Annotated in this window: 18 protein-coding genes and 1 pseudogene; 11 read left to right on the top strand and 8 right to left on the bottom strand. The window is 63.2% G+C overall.

From position 1 onward, the window contains the following. Positions 1–52 precede the first annotated feature (52 nt). Positions 53–1,540: a class I adenylate-forming enzyme family protein gene (locus QX073_RS25425; protein WP_172179968.1), complete on the bottom strand. Its 1,488-nt coding sequence runs from the start codon at positions 1,538–1,540 to the stop codon at positions 53–55. A gap of 105 nt (positions 1,541–1,645) precedes the next feature. Here QX073_RS25425 and QX073_RS25420 point away from each other — a divergent pair, with 105 nt between their 5' ends. Then, positions 1,646–2,032: an ectoine synthase gene (locus tag QX073_RS25420; protein ID WP_172179966.1), complete on the top strand. Its 387-nt coding sequence runs from the start codon at positions 1,646–1,648 to the stop codon at positions 2,030–2,032. Positions 2,033–2,062: 30 nt separating this feature from the next. Next, on the top strand, positions 2,063–3,268 hold the full coding sequence (locus QX073_RS25415; protein WP_172179964.1) for an MFS transporter: 1,206 nt from the start codon (positions 2,063–2,065) through the stop codon (positions 3,266–3,268). A 13-nt stretch (positions 3,269–3,281) separates the two neighbouring features. On the opposite strand, the gene QX073_RS25410 is transcribed toward QX073_RS25415, so the two are convergent. Next, complete coding sequence (locus QX073_RS25410; protein ID WP_315752132.1) at positions 3,282–4,259, bottom strand: LysR family transcriptional regulator; 978 nt, start codon at positions 4,257–4,259, stop codon at positions 3,282–3,284. 288 nt (positions 4,260–4,547) lie between these two features. On the opposite strand from QX073_RS25410, the gene QX073_RS25405 reads away from it, so the two are divergent. Continuing rightward, on the top strand, positions 4,548–5,558 hold the full coding sequence (locus QX073_RS25405) for a DMT family transporter (protein WP_172179960.1): 1,011 nt from the start codon (positions 4,548–4,550) through the stop codon (positions 5,556–5,558). A gap of 34 nt (positions 5,559–5,592) precedes the next feature. Here the strand turns inward: QX073_RS25405 and QX073_RS25400 are convergent, their stop codons facing one another. Genes QX073_RS25400 through QX073_RS25375 form a run of 6 tightly spaced genes read right to left on the bottom strand, consistent with a single transcriptional unit; the run spans position 5,593 to position 12,447 of the window. Next, positions 5,593–6,609: a quinone oxidoreductase family protein gene (locus QX073_RS25400; protein ID WP_172180200.1), complete on the bottom strand. Its 1,017-nt coding sequence runs from the start codon at positions 6,607–6,609 to the stop codon at positions 5,593–5,595. A gap of 5 nt (positions 6,610–6,614) precedes the next feature. Beyond that, positions 6,615–7,745 carry a 2-hydroxyacid dehydrogenase gene (locus QX073_RS25395; RefSeq protein ID WP_316226574.1) on the bottom strand — a complete coding sequence of 377 codons (1,131 nt, stop codon included), beginning with the start codon at positions 7,743–7,745 and terminating at the stop codon, positions 6,615–6,617. Then, positions 7,726–8,724 (bottom strand): NAD(P)-dependent oxidoreductase, encoded by a 999-nt coding sequence (locus tag QX073_RS25390; RefSeq protein ID WP_172179956.1) that lies wholly within the window; start codon positions 8,722–8,724, stop codon positions 7,726–7,728. Before QX073_RS25390 ends, QX073_RS25395 begins: the two co-directional genes overlap by 20 nt. Beyond that, on the bottom strand, positions 8,721–9,557 hold the full coding sequence (locus QX073_RS25385; RefSeq protein ID WP_172179954.1) for an alpha/beta hydrolase: 837 nt from the start codon (positions 9,555–9,557) through the stop codon (positions 8,721–8,723). The genes QX073_RS25390 and QX073_RS25385 overlap by 4 nt, the downstream gene beginning before the upstream one ends. A gap of 10 nt (positions 9,558–9,567) precedes the next feature. Beyond that, positions 9,568–10,650, bottom strand: coding sequence for a phytanoyl-CoA dioxygenase family protein (locus QX073_RS25380; RefSeq protein ID WP_315752133.1), 1,083 nt, complete (start codon positions 10,648–10,650; stop codon positions 9,568–9,570). Between the two features lie 27 nt (positions 10,651–10,677). Next, entirely contained in the window at positions 10,678–12,447 is a 1,770-nt protein-coding gene (locus tag QX073_RS25375; protein WP_210261705.1) for a GH3 auxin-responsive promoter family protein, read from the bottom strand. A 181-nt stretch (positions 12,448–12,628) separates the two neighbouring features. On the opposite strand from QX073_RS25375, the gene QX073_RS25370 reads away from it, so the two are divergent. The 8 genes and pseudogenes from QX073_RS25370 to tnpA (QX073_RS34455) form a co-directional block, all read left to right on the top strand. Beyond that, positions 12,629–13,861 (top strand): enolase C-terminal domain-like protein, encoded by a 1,233-nt coding sequence (locus QX073_RS25370; protein ID WP_315752134.1) that lies wholly within the window; start codon positions 12,629–12,631, stop codon positions 13,859–13,861. Further along, entirely contained in the window at positions 13,858–14,616 is a 759-nt protein-coding gene (locus QX073_RS25365) for an SDR family NAD(P)-dependent oxidoreductase (RefSeq protein ID WP_172179948.1), read from the top strand. The genes QX073_RS25370 and QX073_RS25365 overlap by 4 nt, the downstream gene beginning before the upstream one ends. Beyond that, a complete protein-coding gene (locus QX073_RS25360) occupies positions 14,613–15,446 on the top strand; it encodes an SDR family NAD(P)-dependent oxidoreductase (RefSeq protein WP_172179946.1) in 834 nt (277 codons plus the stop codon). The genes QX073_RS25365 and QX073_RS25360 overlap by 4 nt, the downstream gene beginning before the upstream one ends. A 35-nt stretch (positions 15,447–15,481) precedes the next feature. Continuing rightward, complete coding sequence (locus QX073_RS25355; RefSeq protein WP_172179944.1) at positions 15,482–16,444, top strand: peptidyl-alpha-hydroxyglycine alpha-amidating lyase family protein; 963 nt, start codon at positions 15,482–15,484, stop codon at positions 16,442–16,444. Between the two features lie 249 nt (positions 16,445–16,693). Continuing rightward, positions 16,694–17,059 (top strand): IS66-like element accessory protein TnpA, encoded by a 366-nt coding sequence (gene tnpA, locus QX073_RS25350; protein WP_172179942.1) that lies wholly within the window; start codon positions 16,694–16,696, stop codon positions 17,057–17,059. Then, entirely contained in the window at positions 17,056–17,406 is a 351-nt protein-coding gene (tnpB, locus tag QX073_RS25345) for an IS66 family insertion sequence element accessory protein TnpB (protein ID WP_172179940.1), read from the top strand. The genes tnpA (QX073_RS25350) and tnpB overlap by 4 nt, the downstream gene beginning before the upstream one ends. A 41-nt stretch (positions 17,407–17,447) precedes the next feature. After that, positions 17,448–18,443 (top strand): annotated as a pseudogene (gene tnpC, locus QX073_RS25340) (IS66 family transposase); the annotation flags it as partial. Positions 18,444–18,800: 357 nt separating this feature from the next. Then, positions 18,801–18,986 (top strand): IS66 family insertion sequence element accessory protein TnpA (tnpA, locus tag QX073_RS34455; protein ID WP_410052391.1); only part of this gene is annotated, 186 nt, incomplete at its 3' end.

The following is an 18,986-nucleotide window of genomic DNA, read 5'->3' as shown; positions in this document are numbered from 1 at the left end:
AAGACCTCCACTGATGCTGGGCCGAGGATGAGAATGAGGATGAGGATGGGGATCAGGACAATGCGCGGGTCGCGGTCTTTCCCGACGCGGTCCGCGGCAGCGCCGGTACGAACTCCACGAAGGCGGGCACCATGTGCCAATCGAGATGCATCGTGCAGTACTCGACCAGTTCGTGGCTCGTGATGGACGTCGCCTGCTCCGCAACGATCAATGCCTTGGGGAGATGTCCGACGGATTCGTCGGCGACGGGGACTACAGCCGCTTCCGAAACCGCGGGGTGGGCCATCAGCAATTGCTCGATCTCTCGCGGATTGACCTTGAACCCGCTCCGCGCAAAAGCGTCGTCCTTCCTTGCGACGTAGTAGAGATACCCCTGGCCATCGACGCGGAATAGGTCGCCCGTCAGGAACACCCGAGCTTCACCGGCCGCCCCCTCAATCATTCGGGCGGAGGTTTCGTCCGGCATGTTCCAATATTTCTGCATCAGCAGGTCGCCGGCAACACCGAGCTCGCCGACCTGCCCCGGCTCGGTCACGAGGGAGCGATCCTCGGCAAACAGATAGGTCCGCACGCCGGGAATGGCCCGGCCGACCGACTGCGGCCGTTGATCGATCTCGTCGGGCGGCAGAAACGAGACGCGCTTGCACTCCGTGAGCCCATAATTCGAGAAGATCTGGACGCCCGGCCACGCCTCTCGCAAGCGGCGGATATGCTTCACCGGCAGGGCCTGCCCGCTCGTGGAGATATAACGCAGCGATCTCGGCGCGCGCCTTCCCAGCGCGCTCGCCTTTAACAGATGGAAGATGAAGGGAGGAAACACCTGCAGCCCAGTCACGCCGTGGGCATCGATGAGATCGATGATCTCATCGGGATCGTCCGGCAACGCGCGCTCGACGAGCGCGGTCCCTCCGAACATGAGCGGCATCATCACATTATAGAAGCCGTAGTCGGAGCCCAAGGTCGAATAGCTCAGAACCACATCCTCGGACGTGTTCCTGAGATAGCCGGTCACCGATTCGAACGCCGCAATCATATTCTTGTGATTGACGGCGACGCCCTTCGGGCGCGACGTCGAGCCCGACGTATAGAAGATGACTGAAATATCCTCTTCCCGCACCTCCCGGCAAAACGAGCAGTCGCGTTCTGGCACGGCAGCAGAAAAATCATCGTTACAACTATAGATTGTATAATCTAACTGGCGCTCCCGCAATTCGGCCGCCCGATCGGTGATCACCGCACAAGCACCGGAGTCCCGAAGCTCGAACATCAGCTTTCGGAGCCCGAAGGTGTGATGAACTCCCACGAGGACTGCACCGGCCTTGAAGATGCCGAGAACAACACCGAGCAAACGGATGGAAATCACGCCATAGATCGCGACCCTGTCTCCAGCACGGATGCCGTCATCGACGAGACGACCGGCGACCTGATTGCCGATATCATCCAGCTCGCGATAGGTCGCGCACGCGCCATCGATCTTCACCGCGATCTTCTCTGGGCAGTCTCGAACACTGCGTTCAATATAGTGATGGAAAAGGCACACTCGGAAGCTCCCGCAACCTCTGGATGAGTTTTTATAACAAAGAGTCGCAGCTCATGGTAGGAGAATTCCGTTACACGTCGTGTTGTGCAAAATGACTGAGGAAACATGTTTGTACGCGATCTCGAAGAAGTCGAAAAAACAGGCCGGTTCGTCGAGTGGGGAAATGGCACGAGCCACCGGCTATTGACGGCGAGCGATGGAATGGGTTTCGCCGTATGCCATACCGTGGTTCGCGCCGGCACAGTATCAAGGTTGCAATACCGATCTCACCTGGAAGCATGCTATTGCATCGCGGGGGAAGGTGAAGTCGAGGACATGCAAGGCAATGTGTATCGGCTCCGCCCGGGCAGCATCTATGTTCTCAACGAACATGACGAACACTATCTGCGCGGCGGCCCGACGCAGGATCTGGTGCTGGTGAGCGTGTTCAATCCGCCCCTTGCCGGTCACGAGCAGCACAATCTCGACGCCGACAGCGGATCGTCTTACTAAGGCGGTTCATCAGCTGGTTGGGGTTGCTCGTTGGAACTGAAGCATCAAGCCTTCTTCTACTCTCTCTTCCTCTCACGGCTCGCGGACCAGATCCTTCTGTTTCTGGTCCCGCTCGTCATCTTCCAGTTGACCGGCAGCGTCGCCTGGTCGGGAGCGGCATTCCTGCTCGAGACATTGCCGCGCTATTTGTCGTTTCCGATCTGCGGGGTGCTGTGCGATCGAAAATCCCCTTTGGCGCTGTTGCACATTAGTCAGCAGCTTCGTGCCGTGGCCTGCTTCGCAGGCATGATCGCCTACGCGGGCTTCGGCGGAATCGGCTGGCTGATCGGGATATCTGTGGCCTGCGGCGTTCTGACGACGCAGGGGCTGATGGCGCGCGAGGTTCTGCTGCCTCAAGTCTTTCATCGGCACAGGTTCGAGAAGGTCGCCTCCTACACCCAGATTGCCGATCAGCTCGGCATGGTGCTCGGGCCGCTGGTCGCCGCCGGTCTTCTCAAGCTATGGTCCTGGGAATACGTGGTGATCTCGACGACCGCCCTGTTCATGGCGGCTGACGGCGCCATGATCATCTGGCAGCGATTCGTCCGGCCGACATTGGCCGAACCGACGCCGGCGCCAAGCGGCTGGACACTGCCGCTGAAAACCGCACTTCGGCACGTCATCGGACGACCGGGCCTGGTCGAGACCGTCCTTCTCGCAGCCGCCGTCAACCTCATCATTGGCGTGACCCTCGCAACGTCAGCGGCAATGGTGACCGGTGTCCACGGAGAAACAGACTCCTACTATGCCGTTCTTCAGGCCGCAGGCGCGATCGCGACCGTGGTCATCTTGTTCGCCACCGCGCATGCGCCTGCGTCCCTGCAGGTCTTGGGCGTCATCAGCTATGCGATGATCTTTGCCGGCGGCGCCGTCTCCGGACTGGCTTCCCACGCCCACGTCTACGCGCTCGGCTTCGTTCTCGTTGTCGGTTTCGACAAGATGTTCAGTGTCTTCATTCGCAGCCTGCGCATGAAGATCATTCCCCGGGAAGATCTCGGCAAGACGACGGGCCTGATCATCATGCTGAACAACCTGTCCCAACCTCTCGCCGGCCTCCTGGTCAGCGTATTCGCCGGCCGTTACGGCGCCGGCACGGTCATTGTCGCGCTGTCGCTCTTCATGGGCCTGCTCGGCCCGCTCGTCGCGGCGATCTGGCTTCGCCGGACCGCCCCGACGGTCAGGCTGGACCAACGATGATGTCCCCGCCGCGTCATCGACCGTGGCGGGGGCTCGGCGCCGACACCGAAGCTGCCGCCGTTGACGCAGGCGCGCGATTGCCGCCCGATTGCGCCAGATGCTCAACGAGCATCTTGGTCACGGTCGAGAGCCCGGCGGGATCGCGGGTCACGATCTTCAATTCCCGATAGGCCCAGTCGTCCCTGAGCGGAATCGCCTTGATGCCCATGCCCGAAGCCAGCACTTCGAATGCCCGATCCGGGATCAACCCGACACCCAGGCCACACTGCACCATCCGACAAATGGCATCAAAGCTCGGTACGTTGATCCGCAGATTGACCGCCTTTCCAGCCTCCGCGGCTGCCGCGCGCGAACGGGTGTAGATCGCGCTATCGGCGTGAAAGCCGATATGATCAAAATCCAGGCTTTCCACGAAATCGATCGATGCCCGATCGGCCAGCGGATGATCTTGCGGCACCGCCAGCGCAAGCCGGTCGCTGCGATAGGGACGCGCAAACAGGTCACGGCTGTTGGTCGTGGACACACAGATGCCCACTTCCGCATACCCTTCCTCGACGGCCTTGACGACACCCGCACTCAGTCTTTCCTCAAGGTGGATCTTGACCAGACTGTGGGTCGCGAAGAAGGCCGGCAGGTCGTCGGGAAGGAATTCGACGATGGCCGATACGTTCGCGAGCATCCGGATGTGGCCCCTGATGCCCATGCGGTATTCGTCGAGCTCCGCGCCCATCTTCTCGACGCTCGTCAGCATCGATCGCGCGTGATGCAGCAGGGATTCCCCGGCGGGAGCCAGCATCATGCCCTTGGAGTGCCGGACAAAGAGGTCGGTTCCAAGCGCCTCTTCAAGCTCCGCAAGGCGCTTGCTCACCGCGCTCATGGCAATGTTTTCCCGCGACGCCGCGCGCGTCAGCGTCCCCTCCTCGCACACCGCGACGAAGAGCTGGAGCGACGTCAGATCGATACGCCGGATGAGATTGTTGATTTGTCGCATCAGTCCTTCAATTCCCGTGGGCCATGAGCGATCCTCCCGACGATCTCCGCCCCCCCGCGCAGCCAGTGCGCGGCACTACCGTAAGTAAGCCTGACCCACCACACCCCGGTCAAGGTCGAAAGAGACCGTAAATCCCTCCTGGGCGTGAGTGATCTTCGATGTCCGATGTCTCGCCGTAGCGGCCGGCGGACCTTCGTCGAACGCGAAGGGTGCCTTGCCTAAAAAGCGTTGGCGCTCTCCGGCAGGGCTCATCATCCTGCCGCCACCTGGGAGTCAGTGAGACGGACTATGGCCGGAATCTCCGAAAGACATGACCTCGCAATCTCGCGGCCGCTCGGGCCTGCGCCGGAGGCGCTCGGCCCCGGCGCGTCAACGACGACCGTGTCCAGGACACACAATATTGTCGGCGTAGCGCTGGCGGCGATCGGGGCGGTGGCGTTTTCCCTTCGCGCGATATTCGTCAAGCTCGCCTATGAGGACATGAGCGATCCTGTGACGCTGCTGGCCCTGAGAATGATCTTCTCACTGCCCTTCTTCGTCATTGCGGTTGTCCTGTATCGGGGGCCTTCCGGCGGCCGGACGCTTCCGTCAATCACCGCACACGACGCGATGGCGCTCGCCGCCCTGGGCTTCGTCGGCTACTATCTGTCAAGCTTCCTCGACATGATCGGGCTGCAATATGTCGCCGCCGGCGTCGGCCGGCTGATCCTGTTCGTGTATCCGACCATCGTGGTGGTGATCTCCTCGGTCGTCCTCAGGAAGCCGATTACCCGGCGCGAGCTGATCGCGCTGGCGATTACATATATCGGTGTCGCGCTGGTTCTTTCGGGGCAGCTCGACAAGAGCAGTGAAAATTTCTGGCTCGGTGCGCTGCTCGTCATGCTGAGCGCGGTGAGTTTCTCGGTCTATCTCGTTGGAAGCGGCGAAGTCGTGCCGAGGCTCGGTTCGATACGCTTCACGGCCTATGCCACGACCACGGCCAGCGTGTATTGCATCGTTCAGTTCATGGCACTCCGCCCGCTGAGCGCGCTCGTGCTGCCCACCCGGGTCTACCTGCTCGCCCTCTGCATGGCGCTGTTCAGTACCGTGATGCCGGTCTTCATGATGGCCGAGGCGCTGCGCCGGATCGGCGCAAGCCGCGTCGCGATGATCAGCGCCCTCGGCCCTGTGGCCACCGTCGTTTCAGGATATCTAGGGCTGGACGAGAGGATGTCGCCGATTCAGTCGGCCGGCGGCCTGCTGGTCGTGATCGGCGTGCTCATCGTTGCCGCCCAGGCCCGTGCCATGGACAGGAAATAGCCGATCATCCGGCAAGGGCCGCGGCAGATGCTGCTCAGGGGATGAGAAGCGTCTTTCCGACCGTCTTGCGGCTGTGAAGATCACGGTGCGCCTGGGCCGCCTCCATCAAGGGAAGGGTCTGGCTGATCCTCGGCTTGATGGTTCCTCGCGAGACGGCAGCCATCAGCTCCGAAGCAGACGCCACGAGATCCTCGCGACGTGCGATGTACGTCCAAAGCGTCGGCCGCGTCAGGTATAGCGAGCCCTTTTCGGCGAGAATTCGCGTCTCGAAGGGCCCGATCGCCCCGGAGGATTGGCCGAACGAGACCAGCAGCCCGAACGGCTGAAGGCAATCCATCGAGCTCACGAAAGTATCGCGGCCAACCGAGTCGTAAACGACGCGTAGCTTCGCACCCTTGGTGAGGTCGCAGACACGCTCGACCAGATTCTCGCTCCGATACAGGATCGTATGGGTGCATCCGTTGGCGCGCGCGAGCTCGGCCTTCTCTTCCGTGCCTACGGTTCCAATGACGGTCGCACCGAGACTTGCCGCCCACTGGCAGAGAATGAGACCGACACCGCCGGCGGCAGCGTGCACCAGGATCGTGTCGCCGGGCTGCACGGAATAGGCGCGCCGAAGCAGATAGTGCGCGGTCATGCCCTGAAGCGCGATGGCGGCGGCTTGATGATCGGTGATGTCATCGGGCACCTTCACCAGCCGCTCAGCGGGAACGTTGCGCAGTCGGGCGTAGGCGCCCAGGCTTGCAATCGCGTAGACGACGCGATCTCCGGGCCGCAGACCGGCCACCCCTTCTCCGAGGCATTCGACGATCCCCGCGGCTTCGAAGCCGATGCCGCTGGGCAGCGGCGTCTTGTAGAGCCCGGTGCGGTAGTAAGTATCGACATAGTTCAGGCCGATGGCGGTCTGCCGCAATCTCACCTGGCCCGGCCCTGGCGGATCGAGCCTCGACTGCTCCACGGAGAGCACCTCCGGTCCCCCGGTTTGACGAATGAGGACGACCTCCGTGTCCTCGGCGAGCGCGTCGGTGCGGCCCGCAATCTTCGACGGCATCGCGGTCATCGGTACTCCCCTGTCCCGTACTGCAGATTCGTGTCGCCGCCAGGCCAGGCCTGCTGCGCCGACTGGCGCCGAAATCGTTCGCGCCAGCGGAGCAGCGCGGCCGGATTGCGGATGTGCAGCGGATCCCGCCCCTGGATCACGCGCATGACGTTCTCAACCGCGGTCGGCGCGAGCGAGGCGAACAGCTCCCGCGTACAGCCGACCGTATGCTCGGTGAGGATGACATTCTCCAGCCCGCGAAGCGGATGATCCACAGGGGGAGGCTCCGTCTCAAAGACGTCGATGGCCGCGCCAGCGATCCGTCCGGCGGAAAGCGCCTGCGCCAACGCCGCCTCGTCGACGATGCCACCGCGCGAGGTGTTGATGACGCAGGCCTCGCGCTTCATGCGCGCGAACTCCGCAGCTCCGAGCAGCCCGCGCGTCTCGGCGGTCAGCGGCAAGTGAACGCTGACGACGTCGCTGCGCGCCAGCAGTTCGTCAAGCTCGAAGAAACGCACGCCGGCGACCGGCGTCTCATCCGGATGTCTGTCATAAGCCAGAATCTCGGTGCCCCAGCCTTGCAACCGTCGCGTGACGGAGCGCGCGATGCGGCCGAACCCGATCAGCCCGATGGTCTTGCCGGACACCATGCGCGCCGACAGTTCATCCGCCCGCGCACGGGCGGACCGCAACGCGAACTGGCGCTGCTTGCGCGGCAGGTCCAGCAGGAGAGCCGCAATGAGCATCACGGTTGCCTCCGCCAGGCTTTCGACGTTTTCGGCCGTCGCGCCGTTTGCGACGATGATGCCGCGATCGGTCGCCGCCGGCAGATCGATCGAATCCGTGCCTATCGAGGCAAAGACAACAGCGTGTAGCCGAGGCGCGACCTCGAGCATCGCCGCGTCGATGATGGTCCGCGAGCTGATCAGGAGCACTGATGCCGCCTCGAAGTATCGTCGGGCGGTCGAAAGCGCGTAGCGCGTGCGGTGTGGCGGCGGTTCGGCGTGGCCGCGGATAACATTGCAACCTGCCGCTCCCAAGGCTGCGGCCGCGTGGTCCAAGGTGTCGCCGAGAACCCGGTCGCTGCCGACGAACACCGTGGCGCCAGCTACTCGGGCTTGCGCCGGCTCAGACAACACGACGGACACGCGAGTCGTCTCCACGAATGGCAAAATCGACCGCGGCACCGACAAACGCCTCCAGCGCCTCCTCGCTCATCCATGCCATGTGCGGCGACAGCAGGACGTTGTCGGTCTGGAGCCAGGGCGATCCCGGTCCGATCGGCTCATCCTCAAAAACGTCGAGTGCCGCACCGGCGATCCGACGCGCGTTCAACGCCTGCCGCAATGCTTCCCCATCCACGAGACCGGCGCGGGCGGTGTTGATCAGAAACGCCGTGGGTCGCATCAGATCGATCAATCGCGCATCGAACAGGCCTTTGGTCGTCGGGCTCAATCTCATATGCAGACTGATCACGTCACTGCTGGCTGCGAGCTCGTCCAGCTCTGTTCGCCGGACACCTAGTTCCGCGGCTCGTCCATCCGTCAGCGACGGACTCCAGGCGACAACCCGCGCGGAGAACGCCTTACACAGTTCAGCGACACGGCCGCCGACGCGGCCCAGCCCGACGATACCGACCGTCTTGCCGAACAGCCCTCGGCCGAAGCTCGCATGCCATCGTCCGGATCTCAGCTCCAGGCACCCATCCGTCATCCGCCTGCCAATGGCGAGCGCCAGCGCGATCGTGTACTCGGCAACCGAGGCTGACGCCAGCCCGGGGGTCTCGTACACCGCCATGTTCCTGCGTCCGGCCGCATCGAGATCGACGCTCGCGCCGATCGGGCCCGCCACAATGATCCGCTTGGCCGACGACGCCTCGAGCACCCCGGCAGACAGCGGGCGCGCCGAGAAGAACTGGAGCACCGTTGTCACGTCGCCGATCCGCCGTGCCAGCGCATCGGCGTCCTCCGGACGGTCGTGATGTATGAGCACGCCGGCCTGCCCCTGCAGGTGTCGCCGGAAAGCTGCTTCAATGACCGGGTTGCCGCCGCAATCCGGAACGGCGATGTCGACGCGGCGATCGTGCAGAGGCGACCCGGATACGGCAAGATGTCCTCCGTCGGTCATCTCTGCAACTCCTCGACTGGAATCGCGCAAGCCGCAAGCCAGTCCCAATAGCTCTCTTGTTGCCGGCTGAACTCGATATAGTGATGCCTCGTTGCGAACACCGTTTCACGATAGGGCCCGATCAGCCTGCCGAGCCAACGGCGCGCAACGGCGAGATCGATGATCGGATCACGCTCCGGCGCCGCGAGGAACGTGGGTACCCTCAGCGTCGCTCCGGTCTCCGCGTATGCGTCTTCGAGATGCACCAGCGTCGACCGCGTGCTGTCCGTAACCTCGCGAAGCATCAGGGCATCCGCCGACATGAAGCGCAGATAGACCTCCTCCTCCGTGTAGTCCTCGTCCTTGAGCGTGACCGCGACTCGGCCAAGACCTCTGCACGCGCGGAAGCGGCCGAGCTTCTCCGGATCATGGCGAGCCCGCTGCTGCCCCAGTGCCGGCGCGCAGAAAATCAATGCCTCCGCGCGCAACTGCCCACTGGTGCATAATCCAGCGAGAACGCTGCCGCCCAGGCTCTGGCCCAGCACCGCCAGCGGCGCATCCGGCACCACTTCCCGCGCGGCCTTTATACCCATCAGATAGTCCGACAGCAGAAGCTCGAGCGTGGCGACGTGACCACGCTCGCCGCCACTCCGTCCCGATCCGCGACGGTCCAGCGCGACAACTGCCACGTCCCTGGCCGCCAGTTGCGGCCCGGTCTCGAACAACCATCCGGCATGGCTCTGGATGCCGTGGATGTAGAACAGGGCAGCTCGGGGCTCGGCAGGCGCCCAGTAATGTAGGGCAAGCTCGGTGCCATCCACCGCCCGTATCCACTTGATCGCCGTCCCCTCCATCTCAGACGCCTCAGGCTGCGGGAGTCGAAGCTGCGGCAACGTCCTTCACTGGAAAGCTCGGATATTCGCCGGCCTCCCACCGCCGAATCATTCCGTCCGCGACGACCTGTGCGAACTCACGCCGCCCTGGTAGCGGCAGCTTCTGACCCGCAAGCATCGCGCGGGCATCCTCCCAGGATTTCCGCCATGCTCCTGCGTCGACCACAGCAGAACCGGGATCTGCCTTGCTGCGCACGCGGATATTCGGGAACCACGGCCGATCGGTCGGTTGATGCGCCGGGTAGTAGCGGAAGTCGAAGCTCCAGCGCACCTGTGCCGTCTTGTTCAACCTGGAGCCATGCGGCGCCTTCTTGTGCAACAGCACGATATCGCCGAACTTGACCGGCAACGGGATGCTGTTCCTCTCAAGGCGATCGATCAGCGCGGCATCCATCGGCCAAGGCAGCAACGTGTCGTCATTGTGCTCGCCTCCCACGACCGCCAGGCATCCGTTTTCCTCGTCGACGTCGGTCGTCGGAATCCAGACCGTCAGCACGGTCGTTTCGTTCGACTGCGGGAGCTGGCCCATCGCGTCCTGGTGCCAGAGGGTCGGCGCGTAGATCGTCTCGCCCTTCCGGCCGCCGAACTGCTGGACCTCTCGCGCCGGCAGCTTGATCCGGCAATGCTGATTCGGGCTTGCGTTGATCTCGGATCCGAGAATGCACTCGACGACATCCAACACCTTCGGATTCTGGAGTAGCGACAACACGCCGGGGCCGACATGAAACTCGCTGTCATCCTGGATGAACGAGAACGGCATGTGCGGCAACGTGATATCGAGCTCGGCAAGCAGCGTAAGCGGAAATCCCGGAAGCTCGACCAGCCGCCTGAGGTGCTCCTGGAACGGCAGCCCGCCATGATCCTCACCGCCCGAGAACAGTCCCTTTGCGCGCCATGTCCTGACTCGCTCCCGCAGCAGCTCGTCGTACTCACGTCTCACGGGAACGAAATCCGCCTCATCCAGAACACCTCGGACAACCAGATATCCCTGCTCTTGGAAGCGAGCGACGTCGGCTGCGTCGAGCGCAGGCGTGCGCGAACCTGATACGGTCATGGTGGCCAACTCCATCTATGGATCGATTCACGTCGATGACGGGATGAACGAGCCTGCCCCGTCGAGCAGCATGCCAATATCGCGAAGGATCTTCAGCCCCGAGGCGTCGCGCTGAAGCCAATGATGCTTGACCTGCGCCGAAGCCACTCCACCGCTGATCTTGTGCTCGGCAAGCCTGGCGAAGGCGCCGGGGACCAGCTTGACTATCGTCAGCGGCGCCAGCCGGCCGCTGGACAGCTTGTCGGCATATTCCAGATTGACCCTGCTGAGCGCTGCATCGATGCGCGTTGCCAGTGTCGCTTGCATCAGCTCGAGCTTCGGCGACCACTCGAGCGCGACAGCGTAGTGAGGCGGCGTGCCCCAGACCGGGAAGCAGCAGAAGTTCGGCGTCCCGGCCGACCCAGATTCGATCGTACGCGACACCGCCGAGAACACATCAGCTTCGGTCAGCTTTTCGCCGGTGAACGAACTACATGCGCCGCTTCTTCCGATGAATTCGAGCCTTGGCACCGCCCCAACCCAGCCCACGACGCGATACACGTCGCCGACGTCATACCGATAGAGACCGTTGGCCTGGGTCATCACGAGCCTGTAGCAGCGCCCGACCTCCAGTTCCTCGAAAGTCAGCGTTTCGGCACTTTCCGATGGAGCGACGTTCTCCAAAATATCATCGACCGGAACGAACTCGTAGAGTCCCTGGGTCACCGCGAGAGGGCCGGCACTGCGGTGCATGTCGACCGGGAGCGTAACGATGCCTTCGGTGCCCGTCGTGCTGAAGGGAAGCCGCGTGGCATCGGGGACCAGGCGATCAAGCCAATTCTCGTAGAGTTGCGCCGACGCGCTGTTCCAGCAGACGATGAGCGACAGATTGGGCCACAGATCCGAGAGAAGCAACTCACCGCCGCGCAATTTGAGCTGCCCTTCCAGGCGGCGCGCGAGGTCCTGGCCGCCCGCAGCCGAGGCGCTGCCCCTGACGTCACGGATCAGCCGCGTTGCGAATTGCCGCAACGTCTCTGCCAACATGATGATCTTGCTCGGGTTCACCGAAACAATCAGCCGCACGTCACAGAATGCCTGCATGCACAGCCGCTGATAGAGCCGCTCGGCATATCCGTCGGGATCGCTCTCGCATGAGAACCAGGGCGCGCCGTACCATGGCGGCAACCAGTCGGATTCCCCGAGCGGCTCCGGCCGCTGTGTAATGCTGTAGACGGGAAATCCATGAATGCTCTGCCTCGCCGTCTGCGGCTCCCATGACAGATCCAGCACGTTCTCAACCTTCGGCGTATCGAGCCGGAGCATCCTGAAATAGAGGCCCCATTGCGCGTAAAGCGCCGGTCCGCGATAGGCGAGCCGCCAATGCCGTGTCGTCGGAACCAGCTTTGCTTGGCCGGTGGTTCCTGACGTCTTCAGGAACGCATAGGGATCGTCCCGCGTCAGTACCTTTCGCTCTCGGGCAAGCTGTCGATCGATATACCCCCTGAGCTGGCCGTAACTGCGGATCGGCACTGCCCGCCTGAATTCATCGAAGCTGCACACACCTGCGAGCGCGTGCTCCCGCTCGAATGCCGTTCCAGTCAGTTCGCGCAACACATCGTGGAAGACGGTCCCAACGGTCGCATGCGGAGATTGACAGATCAGGCGCTGACGATCGAGCGCCGCCTCACTCTGTGCGCAAAAGCGGGCCATGCGGCTCACGTCGTCGGCGGCGCCTCCGACGCTCGTCGTTCGGACGCCGGCCGTTCCACCATGCTGGATGCGGGAAACTCGACTCTGTTCTGTGGAGAGGTCCTGCATGATGTCCGACCTATCTTCATTTGTAGATCACCGCCGTCTCGCAGGGATTGATACTGACGGCTCGCGCAAAGCGTCAATTTAGATTTCCTGTCCCGGTTCTAGAAATTCTAAAACGACCTTCGCTTCGCAGTTTGGCAATGTCCTGATCTCAGCAGATCGGACGGATGCAATGATACAATTGATGGACGTCTACGCGATTGCGATGCCGATGCGCCGGACATTCGTTCATGCAACCATGGCACGCCACGAGAGCGACGGCATTCTTGTCTGCGTCGACGTCGATGGCGTAACCGGCTATGGCGAAGCAGCTCCTCGTCCCTATGTCACTGGCGAAACCACCGCGACCGTTCTGAAGGCCCTCGCCTCTTGCGCATTGAACGAACTCGATGCGCAGATCGACTGGCGTTCGCTTCAGACCGTCGTCGCAAGCCTGAAGGCTCTGGCGCTGCCGAAGATGCTATCCGTCGGTGGTCGGCTGTCGCCCGCTGCAGCCTGCGCCTTGGAGACCGCCCTTCTCGACGTGGCCTGCCGACTCCACGGCCGACCGATGGCTTCTGCATTGCACGCCGCGGGCCTCGGCGAAGACATGTTACGACCCGTGCCTTGCGCCGTTTCAGCCGCTCTGGTCGTCGACCTCTCGACCTCTCCGGAGGAGATGGTCGCGCGCGAGTTTGCGCTCGCGAACGGCATCAAGCACGTCAAGCTGAAAGTCGGAGCGGATGGCGATCAGGCAGTGGAACGCGTGAGACGGTTTCGCGACCTGATTGCGCCATCGATCTCGCTTTCGGTGGATGTGAACGCGGCTTGGACCCTGCCACAGGCGATTGCCGCCTGCCGGCAGTTGCAGGGTCATGGCGTGGCATGGCTCGAGGAACCGCTGCGGCCCAGGGACTGGGCGGGCCTCCGGCAATTGCGCGAAGAGGCTGGGATCCCTTTGATGCTGGATGAATCATTCGTGGACGAGAACGATCTCGCCACGGCGATCGACCAGCGCGCCTGCGACCTCGTCAATATCCGCGTGTCGAAATGTGGTGGCCCACTTCGAGCGGCAGGCCTGGCCGATACGGCGTTTCATTCCGGCCTCGGCTATCAGATCGGCGTCCAGGTTGGCGAACATGGTCCGCTCTGGGCCGCGGGACGCGCGCTCGCGACATCGCTACGCAACGCCAGCGCGTGCGAGGTTGGGCGCGCAGACGAATGGTTTCCTCGCGACACGACGATCCCACCCTTCCCGATCGATCGCAAAACCTATCTTGCGCCGCCACTGTATGGCCACGGACACGGTCTCGTTCCGGGACCGGCGTTGTGGGCGCACGCAAGGCACGCCTTTTCGCATGTCGCGACAACACCTCGTTCCGCTCTCGTCGAGGCAGAACGGCGCGTCACAACTTGGAACGCTGAGGCTCGGGGATGACGACATCGTTGATCGAACACAAAATGGCCCTGGTCACCGGTGCGGGCGCCGGCATCGGCGCAGAGGTCGCGCGCCGCCTTGCAGATGCGGGAGCGCGGCTCCTGCTGGTCGACAAGGACACGACCGCACTCAACTCCATTCGCCGTCAAATCGGCGATCACCGTGCCGCGTGCCTGCCGATCGACGTCACCGATATCGCAGCCGTCAGCGACGCCATCCAATGTCTCTCGGACGCACAGCGTCCGGACATCCTCGTGAATGCCGTCGGAGGAGATGCGAACTCCATCCTGCTTGCGGACCTCGATGAAACGTACCTGGAGACCTCGATGAGACACAATCTGACGAGCGCCTTCACCATGACGCGTCTATGTGCGCCAGCGATGCGTCAGCGACGGTGGGGTCGCATCGTCAACTTTGCATCGATCGCCGGCCGCACCTACTCCTACTTCAGCAACGCCGCCTATGTCGCGGCAAAGGCGGCCGTCATCGGGCTCACCAAGCAAACGGCCTATGAGCTTGCCCCCGACGGCGTCTGCGTCAATGCAGTCGCGCACGGCCCGATCGCCACCGACCGCATCCAGGCAGCCTGGGCGAAGCATAGCCCTGAACGGCGGCGAGCGATTACCGAACGCATTCCGATCGGGCGACTGGGCACTGTGGACGAGGCAGCTGCCGTTGTGATCCATCTGTGTTCGCATGAGGCGGGTTACACCACCGGGACGGTGATCGACATCAATGGGGGGCTGTTCATATGAACTGGACGACCACGGAACGAACGACGACGGCCGAGCGGGTCGCCGGCCCATCAGCGGACTACGGGTTGGGCGGCAAGGTCATCATCGTCACCGGCGCCAGCCAAGGCATCGGCCGCGCCGCCGCGCTGGCATTCGCGGCCTGCGGAGCTCGTGTCGTCCTGGCGGGACGGCAGACCGGCTCCTGCGAACAGGCGTTGGCCGCGCTACCGCCAGATCAAACGATGATCGTGCCGACCGACGTGCGAGACGAGCAGAGCGTCGCGCGTCTCGTCGACATGACCGTCCGCCGGTTTGGTCGGCTGGACGCTGCGTTCAACAACGCAGGCACGTTCGGCAATTTCGTTCCGCTGCACGAGGACGATAGCGACAATTTCGATCAGGTCGTCGGGACCAATCTGCGCGGAACATGGCTTTGCACCAAGCATGAGATTCGCGCGATGCTGGAGTCAGGCGGTGGCGCGATCGTCAATTGCGCATCGGTCGCGGGGCATATCGGACACGCCCAGAGTGCCATTTACAGCGCAACCAAACATGGCGTCATCGGCCTCAGCAAGTCGGCCGCACTTCAATACGCGCGCCGCGGCATTCGGGTCAACGCAGTGAGCCCTGGCAGCACGGACACGCCGATGCTCAGGAGCATCTACCCGACCGAGGAGCAACTGAGCGCTCGCGGATCACGCGCGCCACTCGGCCGGATCGGACAACCGGACGAGATCGCACAGGCTGTTCTCTGGCTCTGCTCTCCCATGGCTTCCTATGTGACAGGGCAGACCGTGGTGGTCGATGGCGGCGTAACGGCCGGCCAGGCCTTGGTGGCCGAACGCAAATAGCAGCCGGGAACGCATATCAATGGAGGAAGCACCGAATGTCAGTCATCCTGGGCAGCGGCGATTTCCGCTACATGGTCACCGAGGGGTGGGGCGAACTGCCGGACGGCTGGTCTTATGGCGACGTAGCCGCGGTCGGCGTCGACCAGAAGGATCACGTCTACGTCTTCAACCGCGGCGCGCATCCCGTGATCGTCTATGATCAGGACGGCCGGTTTCTCCGGTCCTGGGGTGAAGGCCTGTTCTCGCGTCCGCATGGGCTGCACATGGGACCGGACGACACGATTTTCCTGACCGACGACGGCGATCATACCATCAGACAGTGCACGTTGGATGGGAAGGTTATGCTCACGATCGGAATTCCGATGCGGCCGTCCCCTTACATGAGTGGAGAGCCGTTCCATCGTTGTACGCACACGGCTCACTCGCCGAACGGCGACATCTACGTGTCCGACGGCTACGGCAACGCATGCTGCCACAAGTTCTCGCCATCGGGGAAACACCTCATGTCATGGGGAGAATCCGGCAGCGACCCGGGTCAGTTCAACATCGTGCACAACATCTGCTGCGACGCGGAGGGATGGGTCTATGTTGCGGATCGGGAGAATCACCGAATCCAAGTGTTCGATGCGAACGGTCGCTACGAGACTCAATGGAACAATCTCCATCGCCCATGCGGACTTTACATGCCGCCGGGAAAGAAGCAGCTCTGCTACGTTGGTGAGCTCGGCCCCTCGCTTCCTGTCAACAAGAATGCTCCGAATCTCGGACCCCGCGTGACCATCGTCGACAACCGTGGCGGGACTGTCGTCCGGCTCGGCCATTTGCATGCCGGCGAAGCGCCCGGTCAGTTCATCGCACCGCATGGTGTTGCGGTCGATTCTCACGGAGACATCTACGTTGCCGAGGTGTCGAATGCGGTCTGGCCGTCCATCAAGCCGCCACTCGAGCCGCCGCGGGAGCTGCGCTGCCTGCAGAAGCTGACCAAGCTTTCCTCTTAGCTGGAATGCGTGCAGTTTTCTCCTCCATTGAGGCACAGCGGCTATTTTGCCGGTTGGCAAACAAGCGCGCTCCGCACAGATGGGCGATATCAGCCGCTGCCGGCAACTCAGGTCAAGGTGCCGGCTGTCTGCGAAGGGGCACGTCTCCGCATTTGAATCTGTGAGTTCATCGTGAGTCCCCGGCGACGGCCGCCTTGCGCCGGAGCTGACGCTTGTTGAAGCCATAGGACTAGTCCCGGAACTAGTCCTATGGCCAAAGCGGAAGTGGAAGTGATCACGTCGGAGCGGCGACGGCGGCATTGGTCGCGGGCCGACAAGGAGCGTGTCGTTGCTGCAGCGCTTCAGCCGGGCGCGACGATCCTACGAGTGGCGCGAGCGTTCGGGGTGCATTCCAGCCAAGTGTTCCGCTGGCGCCAGCAGCTGTGCGGGAAGGAGACGCCGCCGCCCGGCTTTGCCGCCGTGACGATCACTGCCGATCCGCACGCGCCGGCTGCCCGTACGCAGGGGCTGATCGAGGTCGAGATCGGGGCGGAGGCGAAGATCCGGATCAGCGACGCGGCGGATGCCGCGACGGTGACGGCGGTGATCGCGGCGCTTCGGGCGGGCTCGCGATGACGATCCCGATCCTCTCCGGCACCCAGGTCTGGCTGGCGACCGGCCATACCGACATGCGCAAGAGCTTCGACGGTCTTGCGCTGCTGGTCCAGGAGACGCTGAATCGCGATCCGCATGGCGGCCATCTGTTCGTGTTCCGTGGCCGCAGCGGCGGGCTGATCAAGATGCTGTGGCACGACGGCCAGGGCATGTGCCTGTTCGCCAAGCGGCTGGAGCGCGGCCGATTCATCTGGCCACAGCCCGTGGATGGAGCGGTGGCGATCACGCCGGCACAGCTCGGCTATCTGCTCGAAGGTATCGACTGGCGTCATCCGCAGCGGACGTGGCGGCCGGAAGCCGTTGGCTGAGCGCTTGAACGTGACGAGGCTGATGCACGCAGGACGGAGCTGTGATTCCATCTCCTGCGATGATCACAGCCGATTCACTCCCCGATGATGTCGCGACGCTGAAGGCGCTGGTGCTCGCTGGCCAGGCCGCGCTCACCGAGGCGACGACGGCCCAACTCGCGGCAGAAGCCAAGGCGCGCAATCTGGAAGCCGAGGTCCGTGCCCGGGCGCTGCTGATCGAGCAGATGAAGTTCACGATCGCCAAGCTCAGGCACGAGCTGTACGGGCCGTCGTCGGAGCGCGCGTCGGTGCTCGAGCAGCTCGAGCTCGAACTCGCCGATCTCGAGGAGGCCGAGGATGAGGCTGCGGCGCAGATGGCAGCCGAGCGGGCCAAGGCCGAGAGGGTCGACGTACGTCCGTTCGAGCGGCGGCGCCCGGCACGGCGGCCGTTGCCCGAGCACTTGCCGCGCGAGCGCATCGTGCATCCTGCGCCGGCCTATTGCCCGTGCTGCGGCGGCGACAGGCTGCGCAAGATCCGCGAGGACGTGAGCGAGACGCTGGAGCTCGTGCCACGGCAGTGGAAGGTGATCCAGCATGTCCGTGAGAAGTTCTCCTGCCGCGCCTGCGAGGCGATCACGCAGCCGCCGGCACCGTTCCATCCGATCGCGCGCGGACGCGCGGGACTGCGCCTGCTGGCGCACATCCTGTTCGCCAAATACGGGCCGCACCTGCCGCTCACCCGACAGAGCACGACCTTTGCGCATGAGGGTGTGGCGCTCGACGTCTCCACGCTCGCCGACTGGCTCGGTGCAGCGGCTGCGACCTTGATGCCGCTGGTCGATGCGATCAAGGTGCACCTGCTCGCAGGTGAGCGCATCCATGCCGACGACACCACGGTGCCAGTTCTCGCCAAGGACAAGACGCGCACCGGCTGGGTGTGGACCTATGTCCGCGACGATCGTCCCTTTGCCGGGCACGCGCCGCCAGCAGCTGTATTCTACCGTACCGGCGCACATCCCGAGACGCATCTTGCCGGCTATGCCGGGCTGATGCAGGCTGCATCGGCCAAGGCTCCGAGATACGACGGCGCAACACGATTGATCGGTCAACCCACACTCCGAGTCGCAGATCCTGCACTCGCGCGTAGCTCAACCGAGTTCTTCGCCGGAGTTCGCTAGACTACGATCAGTGCCGAAATCGCCTTTGACTTTGCTGACAAAAAGCTCGATTGCGGCACTCAGCTCGACTGACCGGCACGGTTGAACGTAAGCCATGTCAATGGCTTGGTGTTCAACCGGCGAGCCGCTTTTATCTTGCGATCGACCGTCGGCAGGTAACCGTCCGGTCTCTGCACGCCTTCCCCCTCGTGTGTTGTCGTTCCATTTCGGTCTCTCTGCTACTGTGGAGAATTTCCGGTGGGATCCAAACATTTCGAGAACAAAGCGCGCCGCGAGTGGTGGTCGCTGCACATCGAAGCGTGGCGTCGGAGCGGTCTCGGGATCCGCAAATACTGCCAGCAACAACGTCTGACCGAGAACACGTTGCGGCGTTGGCTGAAGCGGCTGGCCGGCAACGAGACTGCGCTTAAGCTCGAGAAATAT

It is taken from the genome of Bradyrhizobium sp. SZCCHNS3052 (assembly GCF_032484495.1).
GTDB lineage: Bacteria > Pseudomonadota > Alphaproteobacteria > Rhizobiales > Xanthobacteraceae > Bradyrhizobium.
This window is presented reverse-complemented; position numbering and strand designations above follow the sequence as displayed.

Excerpts from the sequence above, each read along its gene's own strand:
- QX073_RS25420 (WP_172179966.1), top strand. The coding sequence starts at position 1,646 with ATGTTTGTACGCGATCTCGAAGAAGTCGAAAAAACAGGCCGGTTCGTC.
- QX073_RS25410 (WP_315752132.1), bottom strand. The coding sequence starts at position 4,259 with ATGCGACAAATCAACAATCTCATCCGGCGTATCGATCTGACGTCGCTC.
- QX073_RS25405 (WP_172179960.1), top strand. The coding sequence starts at position 4,548 with ATGGCCGGAATCTCCGAAAGACATGACCTCGCAATCTCGCGGCCGCTC.
- QX073_RS25400 (WP_172180200.1), bottom strand. The coding sequence starts at position 6,609 with ATGCCGTCGAAGATTGCGGGCCGCACCGACGCGCTCGCCGAGGACACG.
- QX073_RS25390 (WP_172179956.1), bottom strand. The coding sequence starts at position 8,724 with ATGACCGACGGAGGACATCTTGCCGTATCCGGGTCGCCTCTGCACGAT.
- QX073_RS25385 (WP_172179954.1), bottom strand. The coding sequence starts at position 9,557 with ATGGAGGGGACGGCGATCAAGTGGATACGGGCGGTGGATGGCACCGAG.
- QX073_RS25380 (WP_315752133.1), bottom strand. The coding sequence starts at position 10,650 with ATGACCGTATCAGGTTCGCGCACGCCTGCGCTCGACGCAGCCGACGTC.
- QX073_RS25375 (WP_210261705.1), bottom strand. The coding sequence starts at position 12,447 with ATGCAGGACCTCTCCACAGAACAGAGTCGAGTTTCCCGCATCCAGCAT.
- QX073_RS25370 (WP_315752134.1), top strand. The coding sequence starts at position 12,629 with ATGGACGTCTACGCGATTGCGATGCCGATGCGCCGGACATTCGTTCAT.
- QX073_RS25365 (WP_172179948.1), top strand. The coding sequence starts at position 13,858 with ATGACGACATCGTTGATCGAACACAAAATGGCCCTGGTCACCGGTGCG.
- QX073_RS25360 (WP_172179946.1), top strand. The coding sequence starts at position 14,613 with ATGAACTGGACGACCACGGAACGAACGACGACGGCCGAGCGGGTCGCC.
- QX073_RS25355 (WP_172179944.1), top strand. The coding sequence starts at position 15,482 with ATGTCAGTCATCCTGGGCAGCGGCGATTTCCGCTACATGGTCACCGAG.
- tnpA (WP_172179942.1), top strand. The coding sequence starts at position 16,694 with ATGGCCAAAGCGGAAGTGGAAGTGATCACGTCGGAGCGGCGACGGCGG.
- tnpB (WP_172179940.1), top strand. The coding sequence starts at position 17,056 with ATGACGATCCCGATCCTCTCCGGCACCCAGGTCTGGCTGGCGACCGGC.